This window comes from Brevundimonas sp. UBA5866 (assembly GCF_002432125.1).
Lineage (GTDB): Bacteria > Pseudomonadota > Alphaproteobacteria > Caulobacterales > Caulobacteraceae > Brevundimonas.
On sequence record NZ_DJFS01000008.1, the window covers coordinates 1 to 21,019 of the forward strand.

Sequence of the window (21,019 nt, forward strand, 5' to 3'; positions counted from 1 at the left end):
TGAAGAAGCACCTTTCCGCCGCCGCCCTGTCCCTGCTGCTGTGCGGCACGGCCACGGCCGCGCTGGCCCACAACGGAAGCCCTGTGTGGCAAGGCCCCGCCGCCCCCGCCGCACCGACGCCCCAGAACACGCCGCTGGCCCTGCCGCGCGCCCTGCCGCCGATCCCTGCCCCGACCGAGGCCACCTATCCGGGTGTCATCCGCTATGAGGTCGATGCCACCGACGTTGAGCGCAAGATCGTGCGCGTGCGCCAGACCATTCCGGTCAGCGCGGGCAATCTCGTCCTGCTCTATCCGAAATACCTGCCGGGCAACCACGCCGACACCGGCCCGATCCAGTTGATCGCGGGCCTGACCGTCTCGGGCAATGGCCAGCGCATCGAATGGCTGCGCGATACCATCGACCCCTACGCCTTCCACATCAACGTGCCGCAGGGCGTGTCGGAAATCGTGGTCGAGTTCCAGTGGCTGACCCAGCCGGACAACAGCCAGTGGCGCGTCGTCATGACACCGGAAATGGTCAACCTGCAGTGGGAAAAGGCCCTACTCTATCCGGCGGGCTACCACTCCACGGGTATCACCTTCGCCCCGTCGATCAAGCTGCCACAGGGCTGGAACTACGGCGTCTCGCTCGACACCGAGCGCTTTGAAAACGGCGTGGCCACCTTCAAGCCGGTGGACCTCTACAACCTGATCGACAGCCCCCTGTTCGGCGGTGCCCACTTCAACCGCGTGGACATCGACCCCAAAGGTGAAGGCGTCCACCTGAACATCGTCGGCGACAAGGCCGACATCATCACCCCGAACGCCACCCAGATCGGCTATTATGAGAACCTGATCACACAGGCCGACCGCCTGTTCGGTGCCCGCCCCTATGACCGCTACGAATTCCTCGTGGCCGCCACCAGCCAGTTGGGCGGTATCGGTCTGGAGCATCACCGCTCGTCCGAAAACACCGTTCCGACCGACTTCTTCTCCAACTGGGGCAAGAACCTCGGCTCTATCGGCCTGCTGCCGCACGAATACGTCCATACGTGGAACGGCAAGCGCAACCGCCCCGCCGACGAGCTGACGGCCAACCACAACATCCCCAGCCAGAACACCCTTCTGTGGGTCTATGAAGGCCAGACGGAATACTGGGGCGACGTGCTTACGGCGCGTTCGGAACTGGCCCCGATTGCCGACATCATAACCTCCTTCGCCGAGATCGCGGCCTTCTATGACAACCAGCCGGGCCGTGGCTGGCGTCCGCTTCAGGATGTGAACAACCACAACCTGCTCGGTTACCGCACGTCCAACCCCTACACCTCGTGGATGCGCGCCACCGGCGACTATTACCGCGAGGCCCTGCTGATCTGGCTGGACGCCGACACCCTGATCCGCGAGGGTACCAACGACCGCAAGTCGCTGGACGACTTCGCCAAATCCTTCTTCGGCGGTGACAACGGCTCCTACGCGCAGCGCGGCTATACGTTCGACGATGTGGTGTCGCACCTGAGCGCCGTGCATCCGCACGACTGGGCCACCTTCCTGCGGACCCGTCTGGACGCCGCCGGTCCCGACGCCAAGGCTCCGCTGGACGGCCTCGCCCGCGCCGGCTGGCGCCTGACCTATACCGACGCCCTCACGGACGCCGAAAAGAAGATCCAGACCGGCTGGAAGAACGATTTCCAATACTCGCTGGGCTTCACCCTGGGCGGCAACAATCGCATCAACGCCATCCGCTGGGGTGGTCCGGCGTTCGAGGCTGATATCGGTCCGGGCTGGGAACTGGTGGCCGTGAACGATGAGGCCGCCAATGCCGACAAGCTGCGTGCTGCCATCACCGCCAACAAGGACGGCTCGGCCCCGATCCGCCTGCTGATGAAACGCGGCGAACAGTTCCGCACGGTCCAGTTCGACTATACCGGCGGCCTGCGCCACCCGCGCCTTGAGCGGATCGAAGGCACCCGCGACCGCCTGACGGAAATCCTCAGCCCGCGTCGCCGCTAAGACCCAAAGAAAAACGGCCCGGGATCATCTCCCGGGCCGTTTTGTTTCAGTCTTCCAGCAGTTCCAGAAGCGCTTCCGCCGCCTCTCTGGACGATGCCGGGTTTTGCCCCGTCACCAGAGTGCCGTCGGTCAGCACATAGGTCTGCCAGTCTGCGGCCTTGGCATAGTTGCCGCCTTTCTCGGTCAGCATGTCCTCGACAAGGAACGGCACCACGTCCGTCAAGCCAACGGCGTCTTCCTCGCTGTTGGTAAAGCCGGTGACCTGCTTGCCCTTTACCAGCGGTTCGCCGTTCGGACCCTTTACGTCCTTCAGCACGCCCGGCGCATGGCACACAAAACCCGTCGGCTTTTCTGCCGCGGCAAAGGCTTCGATCAGGCGAATAGAATCCGCATCATTGGCCAGATCCCACAGAGGGCCGTGCCCACCCGGATAGAAAACAGCGTCGAAATCCTCGGCCTTTATGTCCGATAGCTTGTGCGTATTGGCCAGATCGGCCTGCGCGGCGGGATCGGCCTTATAGCGACGGGTGTCCTCGGTCTGGGCATCGGCTTCGTCGCTCTTGGGGTCCAGCGGCGGCTTGCCACCCTTGGGCGACGCCAGGACCACATCAGCCCCCGCATCCTTGAGCGCGTAATAGGGCGCGGCGAACTCTTCCAGCCAGAAACCTGTTTTCTTGCCGGTATCGCCAAGCTGGTCGTGGGACGTCAGGACCATCAGAATTTTCATGGAGCTCTCCTATCGGGTTCCCCATTCAAATGGGCTGTCCCTTGGGCGGTGCCAGCCCCGCGCCATGAACTTAGCGTGAGCGCAAAAAGAAAAGGGCCAGAGGTTTCCCTCTGGCCCAATCCTTAAAGCTGTCTGCGACGGGGTCGCAGGCCAGATCAGAAATCTTACTTGATTTCGACCTTGGCGCCGGCTTCTTCGAGCTTCTTCTTCAGCTCTTCAGCAGCTTGCTTCGAGACGTTCTCGACGACCGGAGCCGGAGCGCCTTCGACCAGTTCCTTAGCTTCCTTCAGACCCAGGTCGGTACGGACGCCACGGACTTCCTTGATGACGTTGATCTTCTTGTCGCCGCCGTCAACCAGGACAACGGTGAACTCGGTTTGCTCTTCGCCAGCCGGAGCGGCTTCAGCAGCACCACCGGCAACGGCAGCAACGGCAACCGGAGCAGCGGCCGAAACGCCCCACTTTTCTTCCAGCAGCTTCGACAGTTCAGCGGCTTCCAGGACGGTCAGAGCCGAGAGTTCTTCAACGATCTTGGCGAGGTCAGCCATTTTGATCTTCCTTCGGTAGGATTGGTATTAGAGAGATATGCAGAGATGCAGGAGGGTCTTAGGCGGCGTCTTTGGTAGCGTAAGCATTGAAGACGCGAGCCAGCTGGCCGGCCGGAGCCTGCAGAACGCCAGCAACCTTGGTTGCCGGGGCTTGCAGCAGGCCAATGAGCTTGCCGCGCAGCTGATCCAGCGACGGCAGCTTGGACAGGGCGTCGATGCCCTTGGCGTCCAGAACCTTGTCGCCCATGAAGCCACCAACGATAACGAAACGGTCGTTACCCTTGGCGAATTCGGCCGAGACCTTGGCAGCGGTGACCGGATCACCAGCGTATGCGATACCAACCGGACCCTTGAACAGGTTGTGGTATTCGCTGCCGGCTTCCACGCCCAGCGCCTTCAGCGCCAGACGGTTTTTCACCACCTTGAACGCGCCACCTTCTTTACGAAGGCGACCACGCAGGTCTTCCATCTCCGCAACGGTCAGACCCAGGTTGTGGGTCACGACCACGGCGCCCGCGTCGGCGAACACGCTCTTCAGCGATTCGATCGACTCGGCTTTTTGTGCGCGGTCCATTGCGGTCTCCAGATTAGGCATTCGCCGCCGAGCTTATTCCCGACGACGGATTTGGTTCATGCCCCGTACGTCGCCGTACGGAACACAAGCCGGTAGATTGTCCGAAGGAAGCGTGCCTCATCCCGCCACAAGGGCTGGATCGAGGTCTTTGCATCCCCATCTCCCCACGGCACCGGAAAGGCTATTCCGGCAGTTATGGCTTGGGTGACCCCCATGCCCCGAAGTTCTCGGACAGGACCCGATCAGTCCGAAGACTCATCAGGAAGGCGGCCTCTATACACCGCCCTGCGGAAAAATCAACGCCGTGTTGACTTGGCACTCGATCCGTTGCCGGCCCCTGCTGCGCCACAGTCGATTTCGTCGCACAGCTTCTTGAACAGATCCTCGGCGTAACGCTGCATCAAAGGCTCGATCAGTCCGCCCGTCTCGATACCGATAGACACCTGTTTGTCAGCAATCGCCCTGCCCAGCGGGGTTTCATAAAAAGCGACCATCGCGCCCAGTTCTTCTGACGTGAAGCGGCGGGCGTAAAGTTCGATGATCTCTTCCATGAACTGGCGCATGTGCGGCAAAAGCATAGGTCCGGCGTTCTTTTCCATCCACCGACCCACTTCGGGATCAAGCTCGGCAAGACGGGCCTCAGCAACCGCCTCGCGCATATGCGCCAGGATTTGCTTGTCAAAATCCGGAGTGGTGATGTCCACCACACGTCGCGCCAAAGCCCTGTTTTCAGCAGAGGCGTTGCCTGCGGCCTGCTGCGCCCATGCAGGCGTCACGCACATCAGTGCCAGTACAGCAAGACCGGCAGCCAGAATGGATTTCATGGGATCCCCCTCTCAGGACCCCACCCTATCACGCCCGCCAGCCGATAACGAACCTTGTTATGAAGTCGTATCGGCCAAGCCGCGTATCAAAGACGCCAGCTCAGGTTCATGGACCTTGGATGCAGCCTCATCGACGCTCATCCACTGGCGCTTGCGCTGCTCGGCCTCAGGCCAGCTTCCCAGCTGGATCAGCACCTCCAGCGGATAGACATCGACAAGGCAGGGCTGCAAACGGCCGTCCTTCATGCGCTTGTCATAGGGGTAGGCACCGATGGCTTTGCGCGAGATATCGCCCTGCACACCTGCCTCTTCATAGGCTTCCTGCGCAGCCGCCTGCGGGTCCGCCAGATCGACCATCGGATTGCCCTTGGCAATCACCCACCGCTTCGTCTCGCGAGAGGTAATCAGCAAGACCTCGATCGCATCTCCGCGACGACGCCACGGCAAAGCGGCGATCTGGTGGATAGCGTTGTCGTTGCGTGATTTGCTCATATCTCGGCTTGGCGCTTTGATGGCCAAAGGCTCCATCTGGATAGGCCCTGTGCGATACAGTGCCGAAAGGCGGCGGTCATTCCCGTATTCAGACTATCGGGTCAAGACCAGACTATTGTTCAATGACAAGCTTTACGGTTGGCCGCCAGCGATCCACTCGGCCACCCGATCCAGAAAGCGGCGCTGATAGGTCAGGTCGCGTTCCTGGGCGAACTGCCCATGCTCGTTGAAGGTCGTGTCCTTGACCTGCACATAGATTTCCGGCTGCGGCATGATCTCGAGCCCCAGACAGACCGCGATCTGGCGCAGGTGCATCTGCGACAGGTCCGCGCCGCGTGCACCGGGCGATGCTCCGCACACTGCCGCCCGCTTGCCCGCCCAGGCATTCCCGCCCTGCCCCCGTGACAGCCAGTCCAGCGTATTCTTCATCAGCGCCGTCACCGAACGGTTATGCTCCGGCGAGACAAACAGCACGCCATCAGCCTGTTTGATGCGCTGTTTCAGTACAGCCAGAACCGCAGGTTCATCGCCCTCAAGATCGGTGTTGTACAGCGGCAGCTCACTGACCGGCAGATAGTCAAAGTCCATACCCCCACCTGCCAGCACCTCAAGAGCCCCGGCATAGGTCCGATTGATAGACCCTTTACGGGCGCTGCCTACGACGACAGCTATCTTGAGAGTCTGCATGGTCATTCCCGAAGCTTGAGCGTCGTGGTTAGGCGATTGCACGCTGTTGCACAACGCAACTATCTATCACGTTCATCATACCGGGCCTGCGCCTCGGCCACCTGGGGCATACGCGTTTCCGCCCAGTCGATAACAGGCTGAAACGCCGCTATCAGCGTCTCGCCCAAGGGAGTGATGGTGTAAATCACTGTCACCGGCACTGTGGCCTCGACTGTGCGGCTGACCAATCCATCACGCTCCATCTGCCGCAGGGTCTGGCTCAGCATCTTCTGGGACACGCCCTCGATATGCCGCTTGAGCGCATTGAAGCGCATAGGCCCGCCCGCCAGAGTGCCCAGCAGCAGTACCGTCCATTTGTCGGCAATCCGGTCCAGCAGCAGGCGCGTCGGACATTGCGCCGCATAGACATTGCCCCGCTCCGTACCGCCGGCGGTTTCTGCGAGGTGACCAGGTGAGTTGAAAGTGCCTTCTTGCATGGGAACTTTCCATAGCACACCTAGTTACCAACAGAAACCTACTAGGAGTGAAGTCGATGAAAGTCACGGTTCTGGGTGCCAGCGGTCATGCTGGTTCTGAAATCACCAAAGAGCTGGCCCGCCGTGGTCACCACGTTACCGGTATCGCCCGTACCCCTGCGCGAATTCCGCAAGGTGACAACATCGAAGCCGTCGCTGGCGATGTGAACAAAAAGGACGACCTGCTGCCGCATCTGAAGGATGCCGACGCAGTCGTCAGCGCCCTGATGTTCTCGGACGCAGGTCCCGATCTGATGCTGGATCTGGTGAAGTCGGCTGGCGTGAAACGCTATCTGGTCGTCGGCGGCGCCGGCAGCCTTGAGGTCGCCCCGTCGGTGCGTCTGGTCGATACCCCCGAGTTTCCGGACGAGTACAAGCCCGAAGCCAGCGTCGGCGTGAAATTCCTCGAACGGCTGAAGCAGGAAGCCGACCTCGACTGGACCTTCCTGTCGCCATCGATCTTCTTCGAAGTCGGCCCGCGCACCGGCATGTTCCGCCTCGGCACCGACAGCCCGATCTTCGACGCTGACGGCAAGAGCTCCATCTCCTTCGCCGACTACGCCATCGCAATGGTCGACGAAATCGAACGTCCGGCCCACTCGCGCCGTCGTTTCACGGTGGGATACTAGGATATAGACACTATGAAAATCGCAACTCTCGCCGCCGCAGCCGTCATGGCACTGGCCATCCCTGCTGCCGCCAGCGCCCAACAGGCCCCCGCGCCATCCAGCGCCCCTACCCGTTCCGCCACCGAAGAGGCCAACGCCCGCACGGTCGTGGCCTTCTATGAAATGGCCTTCAACCAGCACAAGCCCACAGAAGCGGCCCGCATCTATATCGGCGACCACTACATCCAGCACAATCCGCTGGTGCCGAACGGAGCCGAACCCTTCTACAGCTATTTCGAAGGCTTCTTCCGCGAAAACCCGCAATCGCGCGCGACCATCCATCGCGTGATCGCAGACGGGGATCTGGTGGCTCTGCACGTCCATTCGCAGGACAATCAGCAAGACAGGGGGCGCGCCATCATCGACATCTTCCGTCTGGAAAACGGCAAAATCGTCGAGCATTTCGATGTCATTCAGGACGTGCCCGCGGCCACGACCAACGGCAACACCATGTTTGACGGCTCGAAACGCGATTAAGCCATCAGATCACCTAAAGAAAACGGCCCCGCAGATTTCTCTGCGGGGCCGTTTGGCTTTTGCCTTATGGCAAGCGCGCTATCAGGCGCCCAGCGAAGCCGGGTCCACCTTGATGCCCGGACCCATGGTCGAGGACAGGGTGATGCGCTTGACGAAGGTGCCCTTGGCGCCCGACGGCTTGGCCTTGTTCAGAGCGTCGACGAAAGCCTTGACGTTCAGGTCCAGAGCTTCCTGGGTGAACGAAGCCTTGCCGATACCGGCGTGAACGATACCGTTCTTTTCGACGCGGAACTCGACAGCACCGCCTTTGGCGTCCTTGACGGCTTGGGCGACGTTCGGAGTCACGGTACCGACCTTCGGGTTCGGCATCAGGCCGCGCGGGCCCAGCACCTTACCCAGACGACCGACGAGGGCCATCATGTCCGGCGAAGCGATCACGCGGTCGAACTCCATGAAGCCGCCGGCGATCTTTTCGTACAGGTCTTCGGCACCGACGTGCTCTGCACCGGCTGCCTTGGCTTCTTCAGCCTTGGCGTCCTTGGCGAACACGGCGACGCGGACGTCACGGCCGGTGCCCGACGGCAGGTTGACCACGCCGCGGACCTGTTGGTCGGCGTGACGCGGGTCAACACCGAGGTTCACAGCGATTTCGACGGTTTCGTCGAACTTCGCCTTGGCGTTGTCCTTAACCAGCTTGATAGCGTCCGAGTAAGCGATCAGCTCTTCCGAAACACCAACGCGAGCCTTTTGAGCCTTGGTTTGCTTGGCCATCTAATTAGCCCTCCACCACTTGGAGGCCCATTGCGCGGGCCGAGCCTTCGATGATCTTCGCAGCTGCGTCGATGTCGTTGGCGTTCAGGTCTTTCATCTTGGCTTCTGCGATTTCGCGCAGTTGAGCCGTCGTGATCTTGCCAGCGGTTTCGCGGCCGGTCTTGGCAGCGCCCGACTTAATCTTGGCAGCTTCCTTCAGGTACCAGGTCGCCGGCGGCGTCTTGGTGACGAAGGTGAACGACTTGTCCTGATAGACGGTGATGATGGTCGGCAGCGGGGTGCCCTTGGCAACCTTCTCGGTGCGAGCGTTGAACTCCTTACAGAAGCCCATGATGTTCACACCGCGCTGACCCAGGGCCGGACCGATCGGCGGCGACGGGGTCGCGGAGCCTGCCGGCACTTGCAGCTTGATGTAGCCGAGAATCTTCTTGGCCATTTGTCTCTCCTAACAAAAAACCCGGCAGGAAAAGCCGGATCGGTGAGCCGTGGTGGGGCATGGCTGCCTCCCACGGATTTGACGCGACGCGAGTCAGACGACCGCGAAGCGAAGGCGCGCCTATAACAGCCCGTCCCCGCAAACGCAAATCGACCAAAGCCCGAAACGCCAACCGATATAAAAACAAAGCCCGCATCGGCTGATGCGGGCTTTGAAATCTTGAACCGAATGGGTCGGCTTATTCGCCGACTTTTTCCACTTGGTTGTATTCCAGATCGACCGGGGTCGCGCGACCGAAGATCGAAACGGTAACACGCAGACGGGTGTTTTCCTCATCGACGCTTTCGACCGTACCGTCGAAGCTGGCGAACGGACCGTCGGTGACCTTGATCTTCTCGCCGATGTCGAAGTGGATGGTGGGCTTCGGACGCTCGACGCCCTCTTCCACGGCACCGATGATGTTCTGGACCTCACGTTCCGAAACCGGCAGCGGCTTGGTGCCACCTGCGGCACCGAGGAAGCCGGTGACCTTCGGGGTGTTCTTGACCAGGTGATAGGCTTGGTCGGTCATCTCCATCTTCACCAGCACATAGCCCGGGAAGAATTTGCGTTCGGAGTTGACCTTGCGGCCGCGACGGATCTCGACGACATCCTCGGTCGGAACCAGGATTTCGGAGAAGTTGTCTTCTAGGCCTTGTTGCTTGGCTTGGTCACGCAGGTGCTCTGCGACCTTCTTTTCGAAGTTCGAGTAGGCGTGAACGATATACCATTTGTGGCGGGGATTGGCCGCTACGTCGCTCATGTGCGCGTTTCCTGTTATCCGCCGAAGCTGAGAATGATGTTCGAAGCGTAGCCGAGGAAGAAGTCAACAATCCAGAAGAAGATTGCTGCGATAACCACCATGATGAAAACCATCACCGAGGTGATCCAGGTTTCCTTGCGCGACGGCCAGGTGATCTTGCGGGCCTCTGCGCGCACTTCACTGAAGAACTGCGGAATGGAGGTTTTCTTCTTCGGCGACGGGGCGTCAACGCTAACCGTAGCTGCGCCTTGGGCTGCTGCAGTCTGGCTCGCCGAGTTGCGGCGGCCGCGCGGGGTCTTCGCCTTGGCCATATGACGTCTCTTCAATCTCTGGTTCCTGTTGCATCACATGGGAAGTCCCGGGCGATTGCAACAGGGGGAATGGCAGGAGTTGAGGGACTCGAACCCACGACCCTCGGTTTTGGAGACCGATGCTCTACCAGCTGAGCTAAACTCCTAGTGTCCCGGACAAAGATCTGCGCGCTGTGGAAGTGATCCGGCAGCGCGACCCTCGCCAGAGGGCGCCGTATGCCTCAGCCCCACCGGCATTTCAAGAGGCCAAACCCCACAAGTTGCGATTAACCCCCGATTTTTTCAGAAAAGTCGCGCAACAGCGCTTGGCTCATAGGCGACTTCGGCCACGACAGCATCGGGATCGCCGATCTTATAGGTTTGTGCGTGGCTGCGGCTGTCGATCACCGCAACCGCTTCGATTGTTTCCGGAATCACCTTCACGACCACCGACTTGCCCGCTCCCGGTGCCCACGGAGAAATCTCCGGTGCGCGGGCCAGAATCAAACCCATGACGTGTTCGATTTCGGCCATATCGGTCAGGACGGCGGCGCGACCATCGATGGAAACGCCCACGGCCTCCCCCTCCTCGGCATCGCCACGGATGGCCACACCGACACGCGGATCGGCCGCGATATTGGAGGCCTTCTCGCTGTCCTTGGCCGTGATGAAATACAGGTTCAGCCCATCGTTCATATAGCCCAGCGTGGCCGCATGCGGGCGTCCGTCCGGACGGTTCACCGCCAGCGTCATCAGGTTCTGCCGATCCAGAAGCTTGAGAATCGCCAGCGCGGCCCGACCGTGGATCGGCTCGATGTTGGCTTTGGCCATAGGTTTTCCTCCCGCTTCAGGCTCACTTGCCGTCCCCCTGCCACATCAGGGTTGGCTGACCCTTGATCCAAATCAAGGTAAAAAGACAGAGACTTCTTCATATGGTCTCATGCCTTCACTGTCGCCGAAATCCCCTGCGCCCGCCCCTATCTCGTCCGGATTGATCATCAAGCCGCTGGGACCGGACGACGTGTCGGCGGCTTTCAGTCTGGCGCTATGGGCCAAACCGGACCTGCAGATGGACAGGTGGGAGAACTTCCTCTGCGACTGGCGTGCCGATCCGGACGGGCGCGGCATTCTGGTCGCGCGGAACCAGCGCGGCGGCACCCTCGGCTTTGTCTGCTGGTGGCGACAGCCCGATCTGGAACATGGCGAGATCGTCTGGGCCGGACCGTTTGTGGTGCGCGAGATGGGCGTTCGTCCCTTGGTGCGCGAGGCTCTGGAGAACGAACTGCACCAGCTGGCCTGCTCCATGCGGGCCGCCCTGCGAATCCTCCCCGAATGGCCAGGCTCGGACAATCGGCCCAATGGCCTAGTTCAGCCATCACTCTAGAGACTTCGCTGAATCGCTTCGATTATCTGCCTAAAGACACCTATAGTGACGCTCGTGCCCCTGTAGCGCGCTCGGAGATCTGTTTTGAAACCTGACACGCACCTGACCGAGCCGAGCGATATCGCGCTGGAAGACGTCCACCCCTGCGCCAACTGCGGTGCGCGCCCCTTGGGCGTATGCGCCGACCTCAAGGGTCACGAACTGCAGAAAATGGCCTGCAACAGTGAAACCGTCGCGGTCGAAGCCGGTCGGGCCCTGTTCCACGAAGGCGATCCCAATCCCTTCGTCTTCAACGTGGTCGAAGGTGCAGTGAAATTGTACCGCCTGCTGCCCGATGGCCGCCGCCAGATCACCGGTTTCCTGTTTCAGGGCGATTTCCTTGGTCTGGGCAGCCGTGGCTTGTCCACCGTTACGGCCGAGGCCCTCACCCCGCTGCAGGCCTGCCGGTTCAAGCGTGGCGACTTCGACCAGCTGCTCAACGCCATGCCCGCGCTGGAGCACCGTCTGGTGTCGCTGGCCGGTGACGAACTGATGGCCGCGCAGGAACAGATCGTCCTTCTGGGCCGCAAGACTGCCAAGGAGCGTCTGGCCAGCTTCCTGATCCGTCTGGGCGAGCGCCAGCAGCAGCTGGGAGGTGAACAGCACCATGTCGTCCTGCCGATGACCCGTCTGGACATAGCCGACTATCTGGGCCTGACCATCGAAACCGTCAGCCGCGTCATGACCCAGCTCAAGACCTCTGGCCTGATCCGCCTCCTGCCCGCGAACGATATCGAGATCACCGATCCAGACCGTCTGCGCGCCTTGGCCGAGGGCGCGGCTTAAATCCATTTCCCGTCCAAAGGATCAGGGCACCCGTCATGCGGCGGGTGCCCTTTTTCATACCTTAAAACTTACGGCCTACGCCGACCGAAACCACCCACGGGTCAAGGCTGACGTTGGATTTCAGCGTGCCGCCGTTGATGCTGGCGTCGGTATCGAACCAGACCTTCTTGGCATCGACGTTCAGCGTCCACGGACCCGACAGATTCACGTTCGCGCCCGCTTGAAGCGCCAGTCCGAAACCGTCATCGACATCGACGGTAAAGCCGTTTTTGTCCTTGCCCTCGAAGAAGGCCATGTAGCTGACACCGGCACCGACATAGGGGCTGATACGGGCGTTCGGGGTCGGGTGGTATTGGGCCGTCACCACCGGCGGCAGGACCCACGTCTCATGCACGGCCACATCGGTGCCTGCGCCCTTGGCCTTCACCTCGTGCTGGGTGGCGCCGAGGATCCCTTCAACCGCCCAGTGGTCCGAGACGAAATAGGTAAAGCCCAGCGTCGGCATCCAGTCGTCGGACACATCGACATGCAGGCCCGAGGCCGCGCCCGCCGCATCGGTGATCGCATCATCGGCCTGCGGCAGCACACCCGTCATGCGGGCGGTCACAATCAGCGTGCCCTTGCCCACCTGTTCGGGGGCCGAAGCCTGTGCCGAGGCCGCACCTGCGACACACAGAACCGAAGCGGCAGCCAGTAAAGCAGCAGAGGTTTTCATAGACGTCGTCCTCAATACATCACCCGCCGGGAAGGAGACGGGCTCCGATGTCTGAAAACACCATGCAGCGGACGCGATCAGAGGGCTTTGATCTGGCTCAACTATTTGATTTTTTTTGTAACCGACAAAGAAAAACCCTCCCCGACCGAAGTCGGAAAGGGCTTTTCAAAAGGTCCGTCCGAAGGTCAGGGTTCGGAGCGGCCCTCATCCCCCTCGTCGAACAGGCGGAACTCGTGCCACAGCCCGTTCAACACCCCGAAGGCGACGGCCAGTCCGAGGCCGAGTACCCAGGCGAAATACCACATCAGAGTCTCTCCTCTTTGGCTCAGTACAGATCGGGGTTGGTCTTGAGCGCCGTGGTCGTCGAGCGACCGAACAGCACCTTATAGACCCACGCCGTATAGATCAGGATCAGCGGCAGGAAGATCACCACGCAGATCAGCATGATGAACAGGGTCAGATGGCTGGACGAGGCGTTCCAGACCGTCAGGCTGGAGTTGGCATCCACCGTCGAGGGCAGGATGAAGGGGAACATCGAAGCTCCCACCGTCGAGATGATGCCCAGCGCCGAGGCTGACGAACCACCGAAAGCGAGAACCTCGTTGCGGCGCATCAGGCCGATCAGGGCCATGACGATACCGATGAAGCCCAGAGCCGGAGCGATCATCACCCACGGATATTTGCCATAGTTGTCCAGCCACGCGCCCGGCGCGGCGACCATGGCCGTACGCAGCGGGTTTGAGGCACCGTTGATGTCCACCTCACCGGCATAGCGGAAGCCCATGTCGCCAAAGGCGATGAACAGACCACCGACGGCGAACAGGACGATGCCCAGCAGGCCCGAAACGACGGCGATCTTGCGGGCACGGTCCTGAACCGGACCGCGCTCGGCCTTCAGGCCCAGCCAAGCCGCACCGTGAAGCACCAGCATGGTCACCGACAGCAGACCGCAGACGAGGGTGAACGGCGTGAACAGGCCCAGCAGATTGCCCTCATAGAAGGCGCGCATCGTGTCATCGAGACGGAAGGGCGCACCCGACAGCACATTGCCCATGGCCACACCGAACACCAGCGCCGGAACAAAGCCGCCAATGAACAGGCACCAGTCCCAGAACGAACGCCATTTGGCCGCGGGGCGCTTGGAGCGGTATTTGAAGCTGACCGGACGCAGGATCAGCGCCGACAGCACCAGGAACATGGCCAGATAAAAGCCCGAGAAGCTGACGGCATAGACGAACGGCCATGCGGCAAAGATCGCACCACCGCCAAGGATGAACCAAACCTGGTTGCCTTCCCACGTCGCGCCCACGGTGTTGATCACCATGCGGCGCTCCTCGTCCGTCCTGGCGACGAACGGCAGCAGGGCACCGACACCGAGATCGAACCCGTCAGTCAGGGCAAAGGCGATCAGCAGGATGCCGACCAATGCCCACCAGATCACGCGAAGCGTGGCAAAATCGAGAAGCAGTTCCATCTTCGATTATCCTTCCTGGCCCGCCACGGCGTCTTCGCCGTCATACAGAGCCTGCTGTTCCTGTTCGTGGAACGGGCCCTTCTTGATGGTGCGGACGATCAGGCCGACTTCGACCACGGCCAGCGCGCCATAAAGAACGGTAAAGCCGACAATGGTGGCCCACAGTTGCGGCACCGTCAGGCTGGAGGCACCGAGGAAGGTCGGCAGGACGCCTTCAACGGCCCACGGCTGGCGACCGACCTCGGCCAGAACCCAACCGAACTCGGCGGCGATCCACGGCAGCGGAATGGCCAGAACAGCCAGACGCAGGAACCACTTGGTCTCATGCTTGCGCAGGGTGCACAGCACGAAGGCCGTCGCGAACAGGCCGATCATCAGGAAGCCGATGCCCGCCATCGCGCGGAACGACCAGAACATCACCGGCACGTTCGGAACGGTGAACCATGCCGCTTCCTTGATCTGCGCGGGCGTGGCCATGCGCGGATCTTCAACGAAACGCTTCAGCAGCAGGCCGTAACCCAGATCGTTGCGGACTTTTTCAAACTCGCCACGGGCGACCAGATCGGTCGGATCAGCCTTGATCTTTTCCAGCTGGTCATAGGCGACGACGCCGCGCTCGATACGGTCTTCCGAGATGGCGACCAGTTCGAGGATACCGGCAACAGGCTTGTCCACGCTGCGGGTGGCGATCAGGCCCAGCACATAGGGCACCTTGACCTCATAGTGGGTCTGGCGGTCCTTCAGGCTGGGGAAGCCGATGGCCGTCAGGCCTGCGGGGGCTTCCTCGGTGTGCCACATGGCCTCGAGGGCGGCGAGCTTCATCTTCTGGTTATCGGTCAGGGCATAGCCCGACTCATCACCCAGCACGACGACCGACAGCGACGAGGCCAGACCAAAGGCCGCAGCAACAGTCATCGAACGCTTGGCAAAGCCCTTGTGCTTGCCCTTCAACAGATAGATGGCCGAAACGCCCAGCACGAACACCGAGGCGATCACATAACCGGCCGAGACCGTGTGAACGAACTTGGCCTGTGCGACCGGGTTAAACAGCACCGCCATGAAGTCCACGACTTCCATACGCATCGTGTCGGGATTGAACGCGGCACCGACCGGATTTTGCATCCAGCCGTTGGCGATCAGGATCCACAGCGCCGACAGGTTGGTGCCCAGCGCGGTCATGAACGTTACGAAAAGGTGGGTGTGCGGCTTCAGCTTGTCCCAGCCAAAGAACATCAGCCCCACAAAGGTCGCTTCGAGGAAGAAGGCCATCAGGCCCTCGATCGCCAGCGGTGCCCCGAAGATGTCACCCACATAGTGCGAGTAGTAGGACCAGTTCATGCCGAACTGGAACTCCATGGTGATGCCCGTGGCGACACCCAGCACGAAGTTGATGCCGAACAGCGTGCCCCAGAAACGGGTGATCGTCCGCCAGATCGGGCGGCGGGTCATCACATAGATCGACTCCATGATGACCAGCATGAAGGACAGCCCCAACGTGAGGGGCACGAATAGAAAGTGGTATAGCGCCGTCAGTGCGAACTGAAGGCGCGATAGGTCCACGACCGCAAGGTCGATCATGACTAAGGCTCCTGACCGCCGATTTGAACCATCGGCATTGGACCCTGCCTAACCGCGTCACCGATAGGGCGCATTGATCCTGATCAAAGCGGTCCTACGCGCGCGCGTCTATGGAGTATGGGTTACGCTTTCAGGACGACCATGACCGCAACCCGATCAGACCCCCGCGCCGCTTCCCGCTGGATCGCCGACGCGACCAAGGACTGGAAACGCCTTTCCAACCGGTCGGCCATTCTGGTCGTGGCCGATGTCATACCCGCTGTCGGTTTTGCGGCGGGTCTGGGCTGGCTCATGGGGGCTGTCGTGCCTGCGCTGGAGGCCCCGAATATCGTATCGCTCGCTACGGCTGTCGCGCCGGGTGCCGGTCTGGCGGTAGGCAGCCTGCTATTGCGCGGCCTGCTGGCCCAATGCGCCGTCATCGCTTCGTCGGGTGTGGCCAATCAGGTCAAATCCGGCCTGCGCAAACGCCTGATGCCCGCCGTATTCAGCGGTCGTGTTTCTGATTCTGCGGCAATGGCTGCTGTGGTCGAAGGTGTGGACTCTATGGAGGGTCATTTCACACGCTTTGCACCGGCACGGACGGCAGCGGCGGTCGCCCCCTTGGCGCTTATCGCTGCGGCGGCATTCGTCAGCCCGTTCACGGCGGGCATTCTGCTGTTCACCCTGCTGCCATTTATCATCGGCATGGCCCTGACCGGCATGGCGGCCGCCAGTGAGAGCCGCCGCCAGTTTCAGGCGATGGAGCGTCTGTCGGGCCTGTTTCTGGATCGCATCCGTGCCCTTCCGGCCATTCTGGTGTTTCAAGCCGAAGAGCGTCAGGCCCGGCTGATGGCCAAAGCGTCGCAAGAGTTGGCAGACCGTACATCGCGCGTGCTGCGGGTGGCCTTTCTGTCATCGGCCATTCTGGAGTTTTTCTCTGCATTAGCCGTGGCTCTGGTCGCGGTTTACTGCGGCTTCAACCTGCTGCGCATTCTGCCCTTCCCGGCTCCGGATGCGCTGACCTTGGGGCAGGCCTTCTTCCTGCTGGCGCTGGCTCCGGAAGTCTATCAGCCTATGCGCCGACTGGCCGGCGCCTATCACGAACGTCAGGCCGCAGAGGCCGCCGTGCCCCATCTGCAGATGGTCGAGAAAGCCCTGCCGCCCTCACGGCGTACGGCAATGCATCTGGAAAACCCTCCGGCCATTACCTATCGCAATCTGTCGATCGCCTATGGCCCCGGAGTTCCGGCAGTTTCGGCTTTTGACCAGCATGTCGAAGCCGGTAGCATTGTCGCCCTGACCGGGCCCAGCGGCTCGGGCAAATCCAGCCTGCTGCATGTGCTGTTGGGTCTATCGCCGGTCAGCGACGGTAAAATCCTGATCGATGGCAATGTTCTGGAGCAGGACCGGGACCTCGGTCCCTCCATCGCCTATGCGGGTCAGGCACCGATGGTCATCCCCGGTACACTGGGCGACAATATCCGTCTTGCCTTTCCCGAAGCGTCCGAGCGCGCTGTGATGGAGGCCGCCGCCAAGGCGGGGCTTTCGGGCAATCTGGACCGCCCCATCGACGAGCGCGGCGGCGGCCTGTCCGGCGGCGAGCGCCGTCGCCTCGGTCTGGCCCGCGCCTTTCTCAAGCCCGCCACCATTCTGATCCTGGACGAGCCGACCGCTCATCTTGATAGCCAGTCCGAAGCGCGGCTTTTGCCCGTTATCAAACAGGCTGCCGCCGGGCGAACGACGTTGATCGCCACCCATTCAACAAGCGTTGCCGCTATCGCCGACCGAGTTATCGCGCTGTCCTGATGTCCCAGTTTTCTTCTACCGACCCGCTGCGCCGCCTCATCTCTGAGCAGGAAAAGACCCAGAGGATGCGGCTGGTATCGGCCAGCGTGTGCGCCATGCTGGTATCATCGGCTGCGGTGATCCTGCTCGGGCTTTCCGCATGGTTTCTGACAGCTTCGGCCATCGCAGGGCTGGCCGGACCACTCGTGGCCAAGGCCTTCAACTATATGATCCCCAGCGCCATGATCCGCATGTTGGCCATTGTGCGCACCGTTGGCCGTTATGGCGAGCGGGTGGTCGGTCATGAAGCCGCCCTTCAGGCTCTGGCCCGCATACGCCCCGCGATCTTCCGCAATATCGCCCGCAGCATCCCCGCCCGTCTTGATCTGTCCAGCGGCGAGGCTTCGGCCCGCCTCATGCAAGACGTGGACGCGATCCAGAACCGGTTTGTCCGCCTGTCCGCCCCTTGGGGCGCGGGAATGGGCATACTGACGGGCATCATTCTTTGCGGCTTTGCAGGTGGAGCTGCGGCGGCCAGCGTCGGATTGATCGCGGGCCTTTATGTAGTGGCATCCCACGCACTGGCTCTGCGCGTCACACGCAGACACGGTGCCGAACTTCGCCGCTACGCCGGCCATTTCAAAGCCGAGCTGTCCAGCCTTATGTCCGCCGCACCCGAACTGCGCGCCTATGGCATGACGGACTTGGCCCTCGCACGCGTAGAAAGAACATCAGATCCCTATGCTGAAGCTGCCCGCAAGCTTGCCATCGGCAACGGCTGGCTGGCTGTCGTGCAAACGGTGGCTATGGCGTTCGCTGTTGCGGCGGTTGTTGTGACAACGGCCGCGGGCGCACCGGCCTTGATGGCTCTGGCCCTGCTGGGTTCGATTGCCGTGATGGATGCTTGCAGTACCCTGGTGGCTGCAATGGGCCAGAGCGGTCAGGTAGAAGCCGCCATACAGCGCCTGTCTCCGTTGATGGCAGCGTCCGAAACCGCAGGAAACGCCCGCCCGCTGCAATCACGTATCGATGTGGCCGATCTGTTCAGCCTGCGTACGCGCGGGCGGATAGCCATCACCGGCCCGTCCGGAAGCGGCAAGACCACTCTGGTCGAGCAATTGATGCGTCTGCGCGCCATCCCCCGGGGGGTGGCCCAGATCGACGGCCGCGACCTCGCCCTCATCGATCCCTGCCAAGCCCGCGACCTGTTCGCCTATGCCCCCCAACAGGCCCATTTCTTTAATGGCACCGTGGCGGAGAACCTGCGCCTCGCAGCACCGGATGCCACAGACCATGACCTCTGGGCCGCTCTTGACGATGCGTGCCTTGCACAGCGTATCCGGCGCTCGCCCGATGGACTGGCCATGCAGATCGGCGAGAACGGGCATTGGCTGTCGGGTGGAGAGCGTCGCCGTCTGGGCTTGGCCCGGGCCTATCTTCGCCACGCCCCCTTCCTCATTCTCGACGAACCCACCGAGGGTCTGGACCGGCACACCGAAACCCAGATCGTGGACAGGTTGGACAGGCGCCTTTCGCTTTCGGGTCAGGGCCTGATCTTGATCAGCCACCGCGCCTTCCCCATGCGCCTGTGTCAGGACCGTGCTGTCGTACAGGGCATCAAGCCCGATGGATCGGTAAGACTGGCGCTCATCGGCAACCTGCTGCCGCCTTCCAAAACCTGCGTTGTTTGATCTACCTCAAAGCAAAGCTCCGTTCGGCGTCCTAGCTTGCGGTCAGAGGAGATTGATCCATGACCGCAGCTCACGCCTTTATTCTTCTGCCTATCGCCGGTGCCTTCCTGACCTTCATGGCGGTACTGGGCTTTGTTTCGATCTGGAGCAATCTGCCTTCGGATCGCTGATCCACCTTCCCTTTTCCTTGCAAACGAAAGGCCCGCCAGCGGAATGCTGACGGGCCTTTTTATTGGGTGAGCAAGTCAGGCTTACTCGGCAGAAACCAGATCGGTTTTCGGCACAACGGTACGGAACAACAGTTTGTCGATCCGGCGGTCGTCCATATCGATGACCTCGACCTCGAAGCGACCCAGTTGCAGGGTTTCCCCCTCTTCCGGCAGTCGCGACAGGTGGTGAAGCACCAGACCGGCCACCGTATGGAAGCCATCATGCTCGCCGAACTCTTCGCCCAGAGTTTCCTCGAGCTCTTCCAGATCGACCGAACCATCGACGATCCAGCTGCCATCCTCGCGCAGACGGATCGCGACCTGCTCGATGTCGTGGTCTTCGTTGAAGTCACCGGCGATCATTTCCAGCAGGTCGGTCGCCGTCACCACACCTTCGAAGCTGCCGTACTCATCGACAACAAAGGCCATGTGCACACGCGAGCTCTTGAGGATCTCCAGCGCCTTCAGCACCGAAGTCGATTGCGGAATGAAGGCGGGCTCCTGGATCAGGGGCTCGATGTCGATCTTGCCGGAATCCAGCAGGGCATCGAGGACGTCCTTCTTGTGGACGACGCCCAGCGGGCTATCGATGTCGCTTTCGCGGGTCACCACGATACGCGAATAGCCACATTCGCGGATGTCCTTGCGCAGCGTCGCCTCGTCATCGGCCAGCGACACCCAATAGACTTCGTGACGGGGCGTCATGGCCACGCGAACGGCACGGTCGCCCAGGGTCATGATCTCTTCGATCATTTCCTGTTCCTGCGGTTCGATCAGGCCGGCCGAGGTGCCCTCGGCAATCATGCTCTCGACCTCTTCCTGCGTGACATCCGAACCGTCACGGTCCTTGACGCCCATCAGTTTGAGAATGCCAGAGGTCGAAGCCGTCAGAAGCATGACGAACGGCTTCATGACAATCGCCAGCGTGGACAGCGGGCCGGCCATCTTGGAGGCCACTGCCTCCGGATAGATCAGCGCCAGACGCTTTGGCACCAGCTCGCCCACGATCAGCGAGATGTAGGTAATGCCCACGACCACGATGGCGGTAGATACAACGTGCGAATAGGCCGACAGCGCCGGGAAGCTTTGCGTGAACAGAATGTCCAGCTCGCCAGCAATGCTGGCCTGGCCATATGCACCGGCCAGAATACCGATCAGGGTGATACCGACCTGAACCGCCGATAGAAACTGTGTGGGTTCTTCCGCCAGCTTCAGCGCGGCACGCGCACCGCGATCACCGCGCTCGGCACGGCTGTGAAGTCTGGATTTGCGTGAGGATACGACCGCGAGTTCGGTCATTGCGAACAAGCCGTTCAGTACCACCAGAAGCAGTACGACGACGATAGCGATGGTCAACATCGAAAGGGGTAGAGCCCAAAACGCGGTGCGACTTACGGCATCCGCATCATCGACTTTAATCAGCAAACGTTAAAAACACCAGTGTGTGCGCGGTTGCTGCGGGCAGGTTACGACTAAAAAATAAAGCCTTGCCGTTCTTGAAGCCGCTTTCGGGGACCGTTCAAACAAAAACGCCCCCCTTGCGGACCAGGGGGGCGTCTTGTCTGTCGTCACTGACG

General features: G+C 61.3%; 24 protein-coding genes and 1 tRNA gene. 7 read left to right on the top strand and 18 right to left on the bottom strand.

The window, feature by feature from the left end; genetic code table 11:
- Positions 1 to 1,991, top strand: a 1,991-nt coding sequence (locus tag B3H86_RS00750; RefSeq protein WP_292050652.1) for a M61 family metallopeptidase, incomplete at its 5' end; no start/stop codon positions are given.
- A 46-nt stretch (positions 1,992 to 2,037) separates the two neighbouring features.
- Here the strand turns inward: B3H86_RS00750 and B3H86_RS00755 are convergent.
- The 7 genes from B3H86_RS00755 to B3H86_RS00785 form a co-directional block, all read right to left on the bottom strand.
- On the bottom strand, positions 2,038 to 2,718 hold the full coding sequence (locus B3H86_RS00755) for a type 1 glutamine amidotransferase domain-containing protein (protein WP_292050653.1): 681 nt from the start codon (positions 2,716 to 2,718) through the stop codon (positions 2,038 to 2,040).
- A 164-nt stretch (positions 2,719 to 2,882) separates the two neighbouring features.
- A complete protein-coding gene (gene rplL / locus B3H86_RS00760; RefSeq protein WP_292050654.1) occupies positions 2,883 to 3,266 on the bottom strand; it encodes a 50S ribosomal protein L7/L12 in 384 nt (127 codons plus the stop codon).
- Positions 3,267 to 3,324: 58 nt separating this feature from the next.
- The gene (rplJ, locus tag B3H86_RS00765) at positions 3,325 to 3,840 is read right to left on the bottom strand and encodes a 50S ribosomal protein L10 (RefSeq protein ID WP_292050677.1); all 516 of its coding nucleotides are present in this window, start codon (positions 3,838 to 3,840) and stop codon (positions 3,325 to 3,327) included.
- 296 nt (positions 3,841 to 4,136) lie between these two features.
- Positions 4,137 to 4,664 carry a DUF2059 domain-containing protein gene (locus B3H86_RS00770; protein ID WP_292050655.1) on the bottom strand — a complete coding sequence of 176 codons (528 nt, stop codon included), beginning with the start codon at positions 4,662 to 4,664 and terminating at the stop codon, positions 4,137 to 4,139.
- Between the two features lie 57 nt (positions 4,665 to 4,721).
- Positions 4,722 to 5,156, bottom strand: coding sequence for an NUDIX hydrolase (locus B3H86_RS00775; protein WP_292050656.1), 435 nt, complete (start codon positions 5,154 to 5,156; stop codon positions 4,722 to 4,724).
- 132 nt (positions 5,157 to 5,288) lie between these two features.
- The gene (locus B3H86_RS00780) at positions 5,289 to 5,849 is read right to left on the bottom strand and encodes an NADPH-dependent FMN reductase (RefSeq protein WP_292050657.1); all 561 of its coding nucleotides are present in this window, start codon (positions 5,847 to 5,849) and stop codon (positions 5,289 to 5,291) included.
- A gap of 53 nt (positions 5,850 to 5,902) precedes the next feature.
- A complete protein-coding gene (locus B3H86_RS00785) occupies positions 5,903 to 6,319 on the bottom strand; it encodes a winged helix-turn-helix transcriptional regulator (protein ID WP_292050659.1) in 417 nt (138 codons plus the stop codon).
- Between the two features lie 56 nt (positions 6,320 to 6,375).
- Between B3H86_RS00785 and B3H86_RS00790 the strand changes: the two genes are divergently transcribed.
- Positions 6,376 to 6,987, top strand: coding sequence for an NAD(P)-dependent oxidoreductase (locus B3H86_RS00790; protein WP_292050660.1), 612 nt, complete (start codon positions 6,376 to 6,378; stop codon positions 6,985 to 6,987).
- Between the two features lie 12 nt (positions 6,988 to 6,999).
- The gene (locus B3H86_RS00795) at positions 7,000 to 7,503 is read left to right on the top strand and encodes a nuclear transport factor 2 family protein (RefSeq protein WP_292050661.1); all 504 of its coding nucleotides are present in this window, start codon (positions 7,000 to 7,002) and stop codon (positions 7,501 to 7,503) included.
- A gap of 81 nt (positions 7,504 to 7,584) precedes the next feature.
- Here B3H86_RS00795 and rplA read toward each other — a convergent pair whose 3' ends face one another.
- The 6 genes from rplA to B3H86_RS00825 all read right to left on the bottom strand — a co-directional run bounded on the left by rplA (position 7,585) and on the right by B3H86_RS00825 (position 10,633).
- Positions 7,585 to 8,274, bottom strand: coding sequence for a 50S ribosomal protein L1 (gene rplA, locus B3H86_RS00800; protein WP_292050662.1), 690 nt, complete (start codon positions 8,272 to 8,274; stop codon positions 7,585 to 7,587).
- Positions 8,275 to 8,278: 4 nt separating this feature from the next.
- Positions 8,279 to 8,710 (bottom strand): 50S ribosomal protein L11, encoded by a 432-nt coding sequence (rplK, locus tag B3H86_RS00805; protein WP_292050663.1) that lies wholly within the window; start codon positions 8,708 to 8,710, stop codon positions 8,279 to 8,281.
- 238 nt (positions 8,711 to 8,948) lie between these two features.
- The gene (nusG, locus tag B3H86_RS00810; RefSeq protein ID WP_292050664.1) at positions 8,949 to 9,512 is read right to left on the bottom strand and encodes a transcription termination/antitermination protein NusG; all 564 of its coding nucleotides are present in this window, start codon (positions 9,510 to 9,512) and stop codon (positions 8,949 to 8,951) included.
- Positions 9,513 to 9,526: 14 nt separating this feature from the next.
- Positions 9,527 to 9,823, bottom strand: a complete 297-nt coding sequence (secE, locus tag B3H86_RS00815; protein WP_292050665.1) for a preprotein translocase subunit SecE — start codon at positions 9,821 to 9,823, stop codon at positions 9,527 to 9,529.
- 70 nt (positions 9,824 to 9,893) lie between these two features.
- Positions 9,894 to 9,969 (bottom strand) — tRNA-Trp (locus B3H86_RS00820).
- A gap of 136 nt (positions 9,970 to 10,105) precedes the next feature.
- Positions 10,106 to 10,633, bottom strand: coding sequence for a pyridoxamine 5'-phosphate oxidase family protein (locus tag B3H86_RS00825; protein ID WP_292050666.1), 528 nt, complete (start codon positions 10,631 to 10,633; stop codon positions 10,106 to 10,108).
- Between the two features lie 109 nt (positions 10,634 to 10,742).
- Between B3H86_RS00825 and B3H86_RS00830 the strand changes: the two genes are divergently transcribed.
- Both B3H86_RS00830 and B3H86_RS00835 read left to right on the top strand, forming a co-directional pair.
- Complete coding sequence (locus tag B3H86_RS00830; RefSeq protein WP_292050667.1) at positions 10,743 to 11,186, top strand: hypothetical protein; 444 nt, start codon at positions 10,743 to 10,745, stop codon at positions 11,184 to 11,186.
- Between the two features lie 84 nt (positions 11,187 to 11,270).
- Positions 11,271 to 12,011 (top strand): Crp/Fnr family transcriptional regulator, encoded by a 741-nt coding sequence (locus tag B3H86_RS00835; protein ID WP_292050668.1) that lies wholly within the window; start codon positions 11,271 to 11,273, stop codon positions 12,009 to 12,011.
- A 61-nt stretch (positions 12,012 to 12,072) separates the two neighbouring features.
- Here the strand turns inward: B3H86_RS00835 and B3H86_RS00840 are convergent, their stop codons facing one another.
- The 4 genes from B3H86_RS00840 to B3H86_RS00855 all read right to left on the bottom strand — a co-directional run bounded on the left by B3H86_RS00840 (position 12,073) and on the right by B3H86_RS00855 (position 15,775).
- Positions 12,073 to 12,726: an OmpW/AlkL family protein gene (locus tag B3H86_RS00840; RefSeq protein ID WP_292050669.1), complete on the bottom strand. Its 654-nt coding sequence runs from the start codon at positions 12,724 to 12,726 to the stop codon at positions 12,073 to 12,075.
- 185 nt (positions 12,727 to 12,911) lie between these two features.
- Complete coding sequence (gene cydX / locus B3H86_RS00845) at positions 12,912 to 13,031, bottom strand: cytochrome bd-I oxidase subunit CydX (protein ID WP_292050670.1); 120 nt, start codon at positions 13,029 to 13,031, stop codon at positions 12,912 to 12,914.
- Positions 13,032 to 13,051: 20 nt separating this feature from the next.
- Positions 13,052 to 14,200: a cytochrome d ubiquinol oxidase subunit II gene (gene cydB / locus B3H86_RS00850; protein ID WP_292050672.1), complete on the bottom strand. Its 1,149-nt coding sequence runs from the start codon at positions 14,198 to 14,200 to the stop codon at positions 13,052 to 13,054.
- A 6-nt stretch (positions 14,201 to 14,206) separates the two neighbouring features.
- Positions 14,207 to 15,775 carry a cytochrome ubiquinol oxidase subunit I gene (locus tag B3H86_RS00855; protein ID WP_292050679.1) on the bottom strand — a complete coding sequence of 523 codons (1,569 nt, stop codon included), beginning with the start codon at positions 15,773 to 15,775 and terminating at the stop codon, positions 14,207 to 14,209.
- Between the two features lie 144 nt (positions 15,776 to 15,919).
- On the opposite strand from B3H86_RS00855, the gene cydD reads away from it, so the two are divergent.
- Positions 15,920 to 17,563, top strand: a complete 1,644-nt coding sequence (gene cydD / locus B3H86_RS00860) for a thiol reductant ABC exporter subunit CydD (RefSeq protein ID WP_292050673.1) — start codon at positions 15,920 to 15,922, stop codon at positions 17,561 to 17,563.
- Positions 17,563 to 19,233, top strand: coding sequence for an amino acid ABC transporter ATP-binding/permease protein (locus B3H86_RS00865; RefSeq protein WP_292050674.1), 1,671 nt, complete (start codon positions 17,563 to 17,565; stop codon positions 19,231 to 19,233). The genes cydD and B3H86_RS00865 overlap by 1 nt, the downstream gene beginning before the upstream one ends.
- Positions 19,234 to 19,484: 251 nt before the next feature.
- On the opposite strand, the gene B3H86_RS00870 is transcribed toward B3H86_RS00865, so the two are convergent.
- Complete coding sequence (locus B3H86_RS00870) at positions 19,485 to 20,801, bottom strand: hemolysin family protein (protein WP_292050675.1); 1,317 nt, start codon at positions 20,799 to 20,801, stop codon at positions 19,485 to 19,487.
- Between the last annotated feature and the right edge of the window lie 218 nt (positions 20,802 to 21,019).